The following is a 13,415-nucleotide window of genomic DNA, read 5'->3' as shown; positions in this document are numbered from 1 at the left end:
ATAGTAAATAAACTGACCAGCATTGGCAACCCTGGCCCGACAGGGATGCCATTTCGACAGCGAGAATCATTCTATCCGAATCTCACCCACGAAACAGTTTAATTTTGGCAATAAATATTCAAAAAAAACATTCCACCGGGAGACCCGCCTGTCATGCGGGTTTGACAAAACCACGGCACCGCGTGCGCCTGCTCAGGCGCTGCCGCCATGCGCGTGCTCGACCGCATATTTGATCAATTCGGCCTGCCCTTCGATACCGAGCTTGCGCTTGATGTTCAGCCGGTGCGTCTCCACCGTGCGCACGCTCAGGTCGAGGTCGCGGGCGATCTGCTTGTTCGACTGGCCCGCCGCGATGTGCTGCAGCACTTGCTGCTCGCGCGTGGTGAGGAAGGAATCATGCACTTGCGGGCGCGACAGCTGCCGCGCCAGCGCCGCGCTGTAATAGATGCCGCCGGACATCACCGTCTCGATGGCGAAGACGATATCTTTCCCAGGAGCATCTTTGAGCACATAGCCGCGCGCGCCGGCGGCGATCGCTTGCGACACGTATTCGAGCTTGTCGTGCATGGACAGGATCAGCACGGCAATCTGCGGGAACGCCTGCTTGAACAGCGCCGTCGCCTCGATGCCATTCGTGCCGCGCATATTGATATCCATCAACACGAGATCCACCTGGTGCGCGCGCGCCTGGCTCAACGCCTCGTCGGCGCCGCCCGCCTCGGCCACCACGTCGAAATGCGCCACCGCTTCCAGGCGCGCGCGCAAGCCGTCGCGCACGAGGGGGTGGTCGTCCACCAGCAGGATGTTGATCTTCTCGGTCATGGTTGCGTATCTATTTAGTGTGTGGATGGAAGGCCGAGCCGCGCCAGCACCAGGGTGCCGGCCGGGGACGAGGTGATGTGCAGGCTGCCGCCGATGGCTTCCATGCGCTCCGTCATGTTGCGCAAGCCGATGCCGCGCTGCGGATGCAGGGCGATGCCGTCGAAGTCGAAGCCGCCGCCATTATCCTGGATGCGCAATTCCACCGCCTTGCCCGCCTCGTGCAGGCTCACTTCCACGCCGCTGGCGTGCGCATGGCGCTCGCAATTGGTCAGCGCTTCCTGGGCGATGCGGAACAACACGGTATTGACCATGTCGGGCAAGCCCTCGCCCGCCGCCGCCGGGCTGGCCGTGAAACTGGCTTGCGCGCTGCTGCTGTCGTTAAATTCATGCACCAGGTGGTCGAGCGCGGCGGCCAGGCCCAGGTCGTCGAGGATGGCCGGGCGCAGGTTGTGCGAAATGCGCCGCACCTCGCCCAGCACCTTGTTCAGCTGCTCGGCGGCCCGCTCGAACGTGGCGGGCGCCTTGTCTTTCTGTTCGGCATTGCCGGCCAGGCGCGCGATGCCCGCCTCGATCTGCAGTTTGATGGACACCAGCCACTGGCTGATGCCGTCATGCAAGTCGCGCGACAACCGCGCCCGCTCCTCTTCCTGCGACTCGACCACGCGCTGCGCCAGCACTTTCAGCTTGGCGTCGGCCACGCGCAATTCGCGCAAGTTCAGCACCAGGCCGCAGGCGGCCACCAGCAGGGAACCGAGGATGGCGATGGCGGCGATCAATTCCATGGTCGAGCGGATATTGCGCGACTGCTGGGCGTCGACCTTGGCCAGCGCCTGGTCCACGTCATCCATATAGATGCCCGTGCCCATCATCCAGCCCCATTCCGGCATCAGGATCACATAGCCGAGCTTGGGCGCGGACTTGTTGCTCGACGGCTTGATCCAGTTGTAGCGCTCGAAACCGCCGCCGCCCTTCGCCCGCTGCATCAGGCGCTGGATGGTCAGATTACCCTCGGCGTCGCGCAACTGCCACAGATTCTGCCCCACCAGTTCGGGCTGGCGCGGATGCATCAGCGACTTGCCCTGCAAATCATAGATGAAGAAATAGCCATCGTCGCCATAGCTGAGGGCGGACAGGATGCGCTTGGCTTCCTCTTGCGTGGCGGCATCCTTGCGCCCCGACTGGTACAGGGAAGCGATGGAATGGCTGGCCAGGGTCACGTAATGCTTGAGTTCGGCTTCCTTGCTGGCCAGGTACGCCTGCTGGATGGTGGCGCGCTGCTGCTCGGCCAGGGTGATGGCCTGGTGCCGCACGGCAAATGCGATGGCGCACAGGGCGAGGATCAGCGGCGTGATGGCCAGGAAGATGACTTTCTGTCTGAGTTTCATGGCCTGGCGCTCCGGCGGCGTCGATGCTGGTGGGAATGCGTGATTTTACGTCGCGGCGGCGCGATCGGTCTGCGTAGTAATACTGAGCGTTACTGCGTAGTCGTGCGCTTGCGGCAATTATACGATTCCTGAATACTCGCCATAAGCTGCAGATACACCAATTCATACCAAACTGGCAACGACCAGGCTCGGCAGCACACATCATCGCACGGCACAGCGCCCGTCAATCTCTGGAGGAAGCATGAACCGCATTTTCAAACAGCTCGGCTGGGCAGCGCTTGCGCTGGCAGGCGCCGGGTCCCTGGGCGTCGTCGCCCTGCAACGCGGCGAACCGATCAGCGCAATCTGGATCGTCATCGCCGCCGTCTGCGTCTACCTGATCGCCTACCGTTTCTACAGCTTGTTCATCGCCGACAAGGTGCTGGGCCTCGATGCCCGCCGCATGACGCCCGCCTTCAAGCACAACGATGGCCTCGACCACGTGCCGACGAATAAATATGTGCTGTTCGGCCACCATTTCGCGGCGATCGCCGGCGCCGGCCCCCTGGTCGGCCCCGTGCTGGCCGCGCAGATGGGCTATCTGCCCGGCATGCTGTGGATCTTGGCCGGCGTCGTGTTTGCGGGCGCCGTACAGGATTTCATCGTGCTGTTCATTTCCATGCGCCGCGACGGCCGCTCCCTGGGCGACCTGATCAAGGCTGAACTGGGCGAAATTCCCGGCATGATTGCGCTCCTGGGCTGCTTCATGATCATGGTCATCATCCTGGCCGTGCTGGCCTTGATCGTCGTCAAGGCGCTGACGGGCTCCCCATGGGGCAGCTTCACCGTGATGGCGACGATTCCCATCGCCCTGTTCATGGGCGTGTATTCGCGCTTCATCCGCGTGGGCCGCATCGGCGAGATTTCCATCATCGGCTTCGTCTTGCTGATGCTGGCCATCATCGGCGGCCAGTACGTGCAGGAACACGCGGTGCTGGGCCCGATGTTCACGTTCACGGGCACGGAACTGACGTGGATGCTGATCGGCTACGGCTTCATCGCTTCCGTGCTGCCCGTGTGGCTGCTGCTGGCGCCGCGCGACTACCTGTCGACCTTCCTGAAAATCGGCACGATTCTCGGCCTGGCCATCGGCATCATCGTCGTCGCGCCTTACCTGAAAATGCCGGCCATGACCAAGTTCATCGACGGCTCCGGCCCCGTCTGGTCGGGCAATCTGTTCCCCTTCCTGTTCATCACCATCGCCTGCGGCGCCGTCTCCGGCTTCCACGCCCTGATTTCCTCGGGCACCACGCCGAAGATGATTGAAAACGAAAGCCACGCCCGCTTCATCGGCTATGGCGCCATGCTGATGGAATCGTTCGTTGCCATCATGGCCCTGGTGGCTGCCTCGACCATCGAGCCAGGCATCTATTTCGCCATGAACAGCCCGGCCGCCCTGATCGGCACCACGGCAGAGTCCGCCGCACAGGCGATCTCGCAATGGGGCTTCTATGTCACGCCGGACATGCTGACGCAGACGGCCAAGGACGTTGGCGAGCACAGCATCATCTCGCGCGCCGGCGGCGCACCGACCCTGGCCGTCGGCATGGCGCAGATCCTGTCCGGCGCCATCGGCGGCAAGGCCATGATGGCCTTCTGGTACCACTTCGCCATCCTGTTCGAAGCGCTGTTCATCCTGACGGCCGTCGATGCGGGCACGCGTGCCGGCCGCTTCATGCTGCAAGACTTGCTGGGCAGCTTCGTGCCTAGCTTGAAAAAGACGGAAAACGTCATCGCCAACCTGCTGGCCACGGGCCTGTGCGTGGCGGCCTGGGGCTACTTCCTGTACCAGGGCGTGGTCGATCCATTGGGCGGCATCAATACCCTGTGGCCGCTGTTCGGCATCGCCAACCAGATGCTGGCGGCCATCGCACTGATCCTCGGCACCTGCGTGCTGTTCAAGATGAAACGGGGCCAGTATGCGTGGGTGACGATCACGCCGACCATCTGGCTGCTGCTGTGCACCCTGACGGCGGGCTGGCAAAAGATTTTCGACGCCAACCCGCGCGTCGGCTTCCTCGCGCACGCCAGGAAATACTCGGCGGCCCTGGATGAAGGCACCCTGCTGGCGCCGGCCAAGTCGGTGGCGCAGATGCAACAGATCATCTTCAACGATTACCTGGACGCCGGCCTGGCCGCCTTCTTCGTCATCGTCGTCGTCAGCGTGCTGTTCTTCGGCATCCGCACGATTCTGAAGGCGCGCGCCGACAGCCGCCCAAGCACCAAGGAAACGCCGTTCCAGGCCATGCCCACGGTGCAATGATGATCGACGAAATCATCAAGGCTGGACGGTATCTGGGGCAAAGCATGCGGCTGATGTGCGGCTTGCCCGAGTACGACACCTACGTGGCGCACCGGGAAGTGACCCATCCCGGCGAGCCGATGATGACGTATGAAGAGTTTTTCCGCGAACGACAGGAAGCGCGTTACGGCGGCGCCGGCAAGCGTGGCGGTTGCTGTTAGCGGACACCTGACCCAGCCTACTGCGCGTCGGCATAGGCGGCTTGCGATGCTCACCGCCTCGGCGGCCCCGTACAAAGTACGGTTGCGCTTCTCGGCCACCTCTCCCTTCCGCTCGCTACGGCTGAGTCAGGTGTTGTTGCTAAGCAATAATTTGAGGGCGGTCTTGTGAGACTGCCCTTTTCATTTCCTCTCTTATAAGTTCCCCTCCCCTTTCTTCCATTAGACCCACATCAATATCAGGGTGTGTCTTCGCGTCTATATTTTTCCAATAGGAATTAAATAACAGTCAACGGGCGACCGGGGAAGCAGCGACGCATGTTCAATTTCCAACGCTCCAGCATCAGCCAGAAGCTGACCATGATCTCGGTACTGTCGTCGGGCTGCGCGCTGCTGCTGGTGTTCGTGGCGTTTGCGCTGACGTCCGTGCTCAGCCACAAAAATGATGAAGGCAAGCAACTGCTGTCGCTGGCGGGCGTGATCGGCGCGGCCGGCGCCGTGCCTTTGCTGGCGGGAAAATCGGCGCAGGGGCAGGCGGAACAGGTGCTGGCGGCTTTGTCCGCGCGCAACGAGGTGGCCCAGGCGGCCCTGTTCGACAAGGGCGGGCGCCTGTTCGCCCTGTACCGCGCGCCGCAGCATGCGGACGGCCTGCCGGCGCCGGAAGACATGGACCCGGCCTTGCTGGCCGACATGGCCGTGCAGCCCGTCACGCAAGGCTCGGGCACGACCCTGGCGCCCGCCATGCGCCTGTACCGCCCCGTCTACCGGCCGGGCGAGCCGCAACAGATCATCGGCGCCGTGCTGATCGAGGCGGACCTGAACCACATGTGGCGCGACATCGGCCGCCACGTGAGCGCCATCGGCGGCGCCACCGTGCTGTCCTTCCTGGTCGCCGTATTCCTCGCGCGGCGCTTCAAGAGCGTGATCGCCGAACCGATCACCAAGCTGATCGATACGGCGCAGAAAGTGTCGAGCAGCCAGACCTACAGCCACCGCATCGCGCACCAGCGCAGCGACGAGCTGGGCGTGCTGATCGACAGTTTCAACGACATGCTGGCGCAGATCGACAGCCGCGACAGCACCCTGGCCAATTACCGCGACCAGCTGGAGCGCCAGGTGGGCGTGCGCACGGCGCAGCTGGAAAAGGCCAAGGATGCGGCCGAGGCGGCCAGCCAGGCGAAGAGCGCCTTCCTCGCCACCATGAGCCATGAAATCCGCACGCCGATGAATGGCGTGCTGGGCATGACGGAACTGCTGCTGGCCAGCCCTTTGAGCCCGCAGCAGCGCCACTACACGAGCATGGTGCAGCGCTCGGGACAGAATTTGCTGGTGATCATCAACGACATCCTCGACTTTTCCAAGATCGAGGCGGGCAAGCTGAGCGTCGAATACATCCGCTTCAATTTCCGCGAATTGCTCGACGATATAGAACACGTGTTCGCGCCGCAGGCGGAAGCGAAAAACATCAGCCTGGAATTCGACATCGCCTACGACATCCCGATCGCCATCTGCGGCGATCCGAACCGTTTGCGCCAGATCATCGTCAACCTGCTGGGCAACGCCATCAAGTTCACGGAAACGGGCAAGGTCACCGTGAAAGTGACCGTGTGCAGCGAAGACGCGCCCAGCGTGGGCTTGCGCTTCGAGGTGCACGACACGGGCATCGGCGTGTCGAACGAAGCGCAGACGCGCATCTTCGAATCGTTTTCGCAGGCGGACGGCTCGACCACGCGCAAGCACGGCGGCACGGGCCTGGGCCTGACGATCTCGAAACAGCTGGTGGAGCTGATGGGCGGCACTATCGGCGTTGATAATGCTTTAACGCAAGGCTCGATCTTCTGGTTCGAAGTAAATTTCGATAAGCGGCGGGTCGACAGCGACGACCCGTCCTTCAACCTGAAAACCACGCGAGGGTTACGCGCCTTGATCGTCGACCACACACCCGCCACGCGCGCCGTGCTGGAGCGGCAACTGGCCAGCTGGCACATCGTCAGCGACAGCGCCGGCACGGCCAGCGACTGCCTGGGCAAGCTGCGCGCGGCCGCCCAGGCGGGCACGCCGTATGCCGTGGCCCTGCTCGACATGGAATTGCCGCGCACCAGCGGCCTGGCCCTGGCCGCCAACATCAAGAGCGACCCGCTGCTGGCCGACCTCAAGCTTTTGCTGCTGAGCACGGAACAGGCGGCGGCCGACCCCGTGCAGCGGCGCGAGGCGGGCGTGGCCTACCAGCTGATCAAGCCGGCCCGCGAATGCGACCTGTTCGACTGCATCGTCACGCCGCCGCGCGCCAGCGACAGCCTGCGCATCCATCCGCCGCACACGGCGCGCCAGGTGGGCCGGCGCCAACGCCGCCGCGTGCTGCTGGCCGAGGACAATCCCGTCAACGTGGAAGTGGCGCTGGCCATGCTCGACAGCCTGGGCCTCGATGTCGTCTGCGCGCGCAACGGCGAAGAAGCCCTGCAGGCGGCGCAAGCCGAGGATTTCGATCTGATCCTGATGGATTGCCAGATGCCCGTGATGGATGGCTTTGCCGCCACGGCGGAAATCCGCCGCCATGAACAGCACTGCGGCCACGCGCGCGTGCTGCCCATCGTCGCCATCACGGCCAATGCGCTGCAGGGCGACCGCGAAGCGTGCCTGGCGGCCGGCATGGACGACTACCTGAGCAAACCTTTTACGCAGCAAGACCTGGGCCACACGATCGCCCGCTGGATCACCCTGCCGCGCGCGGCCACCGTGCACCACAGCGAAGCGCCGCAGGAGGCGCCTGCCGAGCCGCCGCCCGTGGCGACGCCGCCGGCGCCTGCATCCCCGGCATCGGCCCCGCCGCTGAACCGGCAGGCGCTGGAAAACATCCGCGCGCTGTCCGGCACGGATGGCGATGCGCTGCTCGAACGGGTCATCCTCGCGTTTACCGGCGAGACGCCGCGCCAGCTGGGCGCCATGCGCGAAGCCATCGCGAAAGCGGATGCGGAAGCGCTGCGCAAGGTGGCGCACAGCCTCAAGTCGGGCAGCGCCAACGTGGGCGCCGACGGCCTGGCGCAGCTGTGCAAGGAAATGGAAAAACTGGGCCGCGCCGGCAGCACCGAGGGCGCGACTCCCCTTCTGCAGCAGATGCAGCAAGCCTTCCTGGCCGTACGCGAATCGCTGAACGCCATCCTCGTGAAGGAACACTGACATGACAGCGCCCCTCTCCCCTCCCCGCGGCCTGGTGCTGGTGGCCGACGACGATCCCGTGATGCGCCTGCTGATGCGGCAAATGCTCACGCAGGTGGGCCTGGACGTGATCGAGGCCGAGGACGGCGTGCAGGCGTTGGCCAGCTACAAGCACAGCGGGCCGGACCTGGTCATGCTCGACGTCGACATGCCGGCCATGGACGGCTTTGCCGTGTGCCGCGAAATCCGCCACCAGGAAGTGGGCGGCACGGTGCCCATCATCATGGTCACGGGCGGCGACGAGCTGGAAGCCGTCACGCGCGCGTACGAGGTGGGCGCCACGGATTTCATTTCCAAACCCATCAACTGGCCCATCCTCGGCCACCGCGTGCTGTACGTGCTGCGCGCCAGCGACGCCATCGCCCGCCTGCGCATCGCCGACGCGCACAACCGCGCCGTGCTGGCCGCCATCCCCGACACCTTCTTCCGCCTGAACCGCGAAGGCTTTTATCTCGACTACGAACAGGGCCACGACGCCAGCGCGGGATTTTCCCTCAGCGACTGCGTGGGCAGCCATATCCGCGACGTGCTGCCGCCCGAGATCGCCGCGCGCCTGCTCGACAAGGCGCACGCCGTGCTGGCCACGCAGCATATCGGCTCGGTCGACTACACGCTCACGCACGAAGACAGCACGCGCCATTTCGAGGCGCGCCTGGTGGCGACGGGGGCCGACGAGGTGCTGGGCCTGGTGCGCGACATCAGCGAACGCAAGCGCACGGAAGAACAGATCCGCCGCCTCGCGTATTGCGACAGCCTGACGGGCATCCCCAACCGGCAAGCGTTCCTGGAAACCCTGGAGCGCGAACTGCTGCGCTCGAAAGAGCACGACAAGAAATTCGCCGTGCTGTTCATGGACCTGGACGCCTTCAAGCGCATCAACGACACCCTGGGCCACGACGTGGGCGACCATTTGCTCAAGGTGGTGTCCGAGCGCCTGCGCGAAACCATCCGCCCCAGCGATCTGGTGCTGCGCGCCGAACACGAGTTTGAAACCACCTTCGGCGGCAACAACCTGGCGCGCCTGGGCGGCGACGAATTCACGATCCTGATTCCCGACCTGGAGCGGGTGGAAGACGCGCTCAACGTGGCGCACCGCGTCAAGGAAGCCATGCGCCGGCCCTTCATGATCGAAGGACATGAAATTTTTGTCACGGCCAGCATCGGCATTTCGCTGTATCCGGAAGATGGCGAGGATTGCAACTCGCTATTGAAATATGCGGACACGGCCATGTACCACGCGAAGAACTGCGGCAAGAACAACGCCAAGCTGTACAGCTCTTCGCTGACGATGGAAATCATGAGCCACGTCAAGATGGAAGTGGGGCTGCGCAAGGCCTTGCAAAACAACGAGCTGTACTTGCTGTACCAGCCGCAGATCGACGTGCCCAGCACGCAGATCGTCGGCGTGGAAGCGCTGGTGCGCTGGCGCCATCCCGAACGGGGCATCATCTCGCCCACGGAATTCATCCCGCTGGCCGAAGAGACGGGGTTGATCGTGCCCATCGGCGAATGGGTGCTGCGCACGGCGTGCAACCAGGCCAAGGCGTGGCAAAGCGACGGCGGGCGCGCCATCCGCATGGCCGTCAACCTGTCGGCCAAGCAATTCAAGGATGAAAACCTGATGCAGATCGTGCTGTCGGTCCTGGCCGACACGGGCCTGGATGCGCGCCTGCTGGAGCTGGAATTGACGGAGGGAACGTTGATGGACGATGCGCGCGCCACCATGGTGACCCTGGAACAATTGCGCGGCATCGGCGTGTACCTGTCCATCGACGACTTCGGCACGGGCTATTCGTCCATGAATTACCTGAAACGCTTCGACGTGCGGGCCTTGAAAATCGACAAGAGTTTTATCGCCGGCTTGCCGCAGGATACGGAAAACGCGGCCATCACGCGCGCCATCATCGCCATGGCGCATGGCTTGAAAATGGTGGTGGTGGCCGAGGGCGTGGAAACGGACGAACAGCTGCTGATGCTGGAAGAATACGGCTGCGACATGGCGCAGGGATATTTTTTAGGCCACCCGTCGCCGCACGACACGATCACGGCCATGCTGGCCAGGCAACGGGGCCAGCTGGCCAGCGTGGAAACTAGAGCACTTCGAAGGCAAGGATTTGCGTGACTTGCTGGGCGTTGAAATTATCGTCGGAAATCATCACCAGGCTGCGGCGGCCGTTTTCCAGGCGCGGGCCCCAGCTGATGCCTTCGATATTGTCGACCCGCGGCAAGCCGATCTTTTCCAGGTCCAGCAGCAATCGCTTGCGCGCCGGCACGTATACCGCGCCCACCAGGGCCGGGATGGCCTGGATATCGGTGGCGCCCTGCGTATCCATTTCGTAGATGCGCACGTGATTCGTGTAGATGCCGTCGGCGTGTTCCACGCCGGCCCGCTCCACCACCAGCACCTGGTGATCGTTGACGGCGAGGATTTCCGACACGCCATTGTCCGCTTCCTTCCCCGGCGCGGGCCGCGAGGCCACCGGCTCGATCGGATACGCGTACTGGCCCAGCACGGTGCCCGCGCGGTCCAGGCGCGTGATGCGCACCACGGAGCCGTTATCGGGCGTGGCCAGCGGGCCATCCTGGTACAGCGCCGCTTCCATGCCCAGCCACAGGCTCTTGCCATCGCTGGCAAACGACAGCGCTTCAAAGCTCATGTTGTTGCGCGATCCCGTTTCATCCTTCGCCACGTTGAACATGGCGGGCGTGGGCAAGGTGGCCAGGTAGTGGCCGCCGCTATCGGCGTGGCGCACGAACGGGTGCAAACCCACCTTGCGGTTGCCTTCGCTGCCGTACCACAGGCTGCCGTCCTGGGGGTCGACGCGGATGGTTTCGATGTCGGGCACCTGGTCGCCCTGCTCCAGCCTTGCATGGGCCAGGTTAGGATAGCGGCTGCCGTCGGGCTGCGTGAAGAAATGCACGCTGTTGAAGGTCACACCGGCAAATGCGCGGCTGTCGTAGTCGAGCGCGGCGCGGTAGAAGCGGGCCGGATTGATTTCCGAGCGGTCATCGCTTTCCATCACCCAGCTGTTATTGGCCGCATCGTAATCGATGCCGGACAGGCCGCCCACCGTCGTGCCCTCGAACGGGTATTTCAAGGCGATGCGCTGTTCGCCGATCAGGCGCAAGCCCGCGATCGGTGCGTCGTGGGAGAAGCTGGCGCAAGCGGAGAGAAGAACGGCGGCGGACGCCAGGGCAAGCGCGGTGCGCGCGCTGCGGAACAATTGAGGCATGATCGGTATCAAAGGAGTCAGCGGGAGCGTGGCTTACACCACGCCATCGGTCTTGAGCCGCGCGATGGCGGCCGCATCATAGCCGAGCGACGCCAGCACCTCGTCGTTGTGCTGGCCCAGGGTGGGCCCCAGCCACTGCGTCTTGCCCGGCGTGGCGGACAGTTTCGGGCTGATGGCGGGCAATTTGACGGGCGTGCCGTCGGCGAAATGGTGTTGTTCGAACATGTCGCGGGCGAGGAATTGCGGGTCGCTCAGCATGTCGCGCACGGAGTAAATCTTCCCGGCGGGCACGTCGGCCGCCTTCAACACGGCCAGCGCGCTGTCTATCGTGTGCGTGGCGCACCAGGCGCCGATGGCGTCGTCGATTTCCTGCGTGCGCGCCACCCGGCCGTCGTTGCGCGCCAGTTGCGGGTCGCCCGCCATGTCGATGCGGCCCATGGCCAGCATCAGCCGCTTGAAGATGGCGTCGCCATTGCCTGCGATGACGATGTTTTCGCCGTCGCCCGTCGTGTAGGTATTCGAGGGCACGATGCCGGGCAGGGAACCGCCCGTGCGCTCGCGCACCACGCCCGCCTGGTCGTATTCGGGCACCAGCGACTCCATCAGGTTGAACACGGATTCGTACAGGGCCACGTCGACCATCTGCCCTTCGCCGCCATCCCGGCCACCCGTCACGTCGCGGTGGCGCAGCGCCATCATGGCGCCGATCACGCCGTGCAAGGCCGCCACGGAGTCGCCGATGGACACGCCCACGCGCACGGGCGGACGGTCGGCAAAGCCGGACACATAGCGCAAGCCGCCCATGGATTCGCCGATGGCGCCGAAGCCAGGCAAGTCCTTCATCGGCCCCGTCTGGCCAAAGCCGGACAGGCGCACCATGATGAGGGACGGTTTCTCTTTCTTGAGCTGCTCGTAGCCGAGATCCCACTTTTCCAGCACGCCGGGGCGGTAATTCTCGATGATGATGTCCGCTTCCAGGGCCAGCTGGCGCGCGATGGCGCGGCCCTCTGGCGTTTTCAGGTTCAGCGTTAAACTTTTCTTGTTGCGCGCCTGCACCGACCACCACAGCGAGGTGCCGTCCTTCAGCACGCGCCAGGTTCGGATGGGGTCGCCGCCATCGGGCGACTCGATCTTGATCACGTCGGCGCCGAATTCGGCCAGCATGCGGGCACAGAACGGCCCCGCGATCAGGGTGCCCAGTTCCAGCACTTTAATGCCTTGCAGTGGACCAGTGGTCGCGGAGGATTCTGTCATGTTGTAGTCAGGTTGCCCTGCGGTCGAGCATCGCGCGGGCGATGGTGCCCGCGTCGACGTATTCCAGTTCGCCGCCCACGGGCACGCCGCGGGCCAGACGGCTCACGCGCAAGCCCCGCGCCTTCAGCATTTCGCTGATGTAGTGGGCCGTCGCTTCGCCTTCATTCGTGAAATTGGTGGCCAGCACCACTTCGCCGACCACGCCATCGTTGGCGCGGTTCAGCAATTTTTCCAAGTGGATATCTTTCGGGCCGATGCCATCCAGCGGAGACAATCTCCCCATGAGGACGAAATACAGGCCCTTGTAGGTGAGCGTCTGCTCGATCATCAGCTGGTCGGCGGGCGTTTCCACCACGCACAGCAAGCGCTTGTCGCGCTCTTCGTCGAGACAGGTCTCGCACACTTCGTGTTCGGTAAACGTATTGCACAGGCCGCAGTGATGCACGGCATCGACGGCCTGGAACAGGGCGCGCGACAGCATGGCCGCGCCTTCCCTATCGTGCTGCAACAAATGAAATGCCATCCGCTGCGCCGACTTGGGGCCGACGCCGGGCAGGCGCCGCAGCGCCTCGGTCAGGAATTCAAGCGACTTGGACATGGATCAACCTTGCCCCGTGCCATGGATCGAGCGCATGCGGCAGTGCATCAGAATGGCATTTTGAAGCCGGCTGGCAAGTTCATGCCGCCAGTCAAGCCTGCCATTTTTTCCGCGGACGTCGCTTCCGCCTTGCGCACAGCGTCGTTGAAGGCGGCGGCCACCAGGTCTTCCAGCATGTCCTTGTCGTCGGCCAGCAGCGACGGGTCGATGGACACGCGCTTGACGTCGTTCTTGCACGTCATGACGATTTTCACGAGGCCGGCGCCGGACTGACCTTCCACTTCCACCAGCGCCAGTTGTTCCTGGGCCTTTTTCATGTTGTCTTGCATTGCTTGCGCCTGCTTCATCAGGCCAGCCAGTTGATTTTTCATCATGAGAATGCTCCGTTCAATTCAGTTTGTGAGTGTG

General features: G+C 63.8%; 10 protein-coding genes. 4 read left to right on the top strand and 6 right to left on the bottom strand.

Annotated elements, in window-relative coordinates; genetic code table 11:
- Positions 1-192: 192 nt before the first annotated feature.
- Both O3301_RS28175 and O3301_RS28170 read right to left on the bottom strand, forming a co-directional pair.
- Positions 193-822 (bottom strand): response regulator transcription factor, encoded by a 630-nt coding sequence (locus tag O3301_RS28175; RefSeq protein WP_099664952.1) that lies wholly within the window; start codon positions 820-822, stop codon positions 193-195.
- Between the two features lie 14 nt (positions 823-836).
- The gene (locus O3301_RS28170; RefSeq protein WP_305058101.1) at positions 837-2,207 is read right to left on the bottom strand and encodes a cache domain-containing protein; all 1,371 of its coding nucleotides are present in this window, start codon (positions 2,205-2,207) and stop codon (positions 837-839) included.
- Between the two features lie 241 nt (positions 2,208-2,448).
- On the opposite strand from O3301_RS28170, the gene O3301_RS28165 reads away from it, so the two are divergent.
- The 4 genes from O3301_RS28165 to O3301_RS28150 all read left to right on the top strand — a co-directional run bounded on the left by O3301_RS28165 (position 2,449) and on the right by O3301_RS28150 (position 10,044).
- Entirely contained in the window at positions 2,449-4,509 is a 2,061-nt protein-coding gene (locus O3301_RS28165) for a carbon starvation CstA family protein (protein ID WP_251350882.1), read from the top strand.
- Positions 4,509-4,709, top strand: a complete 201-nt coding sequence (locus tag O3301_RS28160) for a YbdD/YjiX family protein (RefSeq protein WP_010396213.1) — start codon at positions 4,509-4,511, stop codon at positions 4,707-4,709. The genes O3301_RS28165 and O3301_RS28160 overlap by 1 nt, the downstream gene beginning before the upstream one ends.
- Before the next feature lie 315 nt (positions 4,710-5,024).
- A complete protein-coding gene (locus O3301_RS28155; RefSeq protein WP_305058100.1) occupies positions 5,025-7,883 on the top strand; it encodes a response regulator in 2,859 nt (952 codons plus the stop codon).
- Between the two features lies 1 nt (position 7,884).
- Positions 7,885-10,044 carry a bifunctional diguanylate cyclase/phosphodiesterase gene (locus tag O3301_RS28150; RefSeq protein ID WP_305058099.1) on the top strand — a complete coding sequence of 720 codons (2,160 nt, stop codon included), beginning with the start codon at positions 7,885-7,887 and terminating at the stop codon, positions 10,042-10,044.
- Here O3301_RS28150 and O3301_RS28145 read toward each other — a convergent pair.
- The 4 genes from O3301_RS28145 to O3301_RS28130 are packed head-to-tail and all read right to left on the bottom strand — an operon-like array spanning position 10,013 to position 13,381.
- On the bottom strand, positions 10,013-11,155 hold the full coding sequence (locus O3301_RS28145; RefSeq protein ID WP_305058098.1) for an esterase-like activity of phytase family protein: 1,143 nt from the start codon (positions 11,153-11,155) through the stop codon (positions 10,013-10,015). The genes O3301_RS28150 and O3301_RS28145 overlap by 32 nt on opposite strands.
- A gap of 33 nt (positions 11,156-11,188) precedes the next feature.
- Positions 11,189-12,409 (bottom strand): CaiB/BaiF CoA-transferase family protein, encoded by a 1,221-nt coding sequence (locus O3301_RS28140; RefSeq protein WP_305058097.1) that lies wholly within the window; start codon positions 12,407-12,409, stop codon positions 11,189-11,191.
- Positions 12,410-12,416: 7 nt separating this feature from the next.
- Positions 12,417-13,007, bottom strand: coding sequence for a recombination mediator RecR (recR, locus tag O3301_RS28135; RefSeq protein ID WP_034786598.1), 591 nt, complete (start codon positions 13,005-13,007; stop codon positions 12,417-12,419).
- Between the two features lie 47 nt (positions 13,008-13,054).
- On the bottom strand, positions 13,055-13,381 hold the full coding sequence (locus O3301_RS28130; protein WP_034759121.1) for a YbaB/EbfC family nucleoid-associated protein: 327 nt from the start codon (positions 13,379-13,381) through the stop codon (positions 13,055-13,057).
- Between the last annotated feature and the right edge of the window lie 34 nt (positions 13,382-13,415).

This window comes from Janthinobacterium sp. SUN211, from assembly GCF_030587315.1.
GTDB classification, from domain to species: Bacteria; Pseudomonadota; Gammaproteobacteria; order Burkholderiales; family Burkholderiaceae_D; genus Janthinobacterium; species Janthinobacterium kumbetense.
This window is presented reverse-complemented; position numbering and strand designations above follow the sequence as displayed.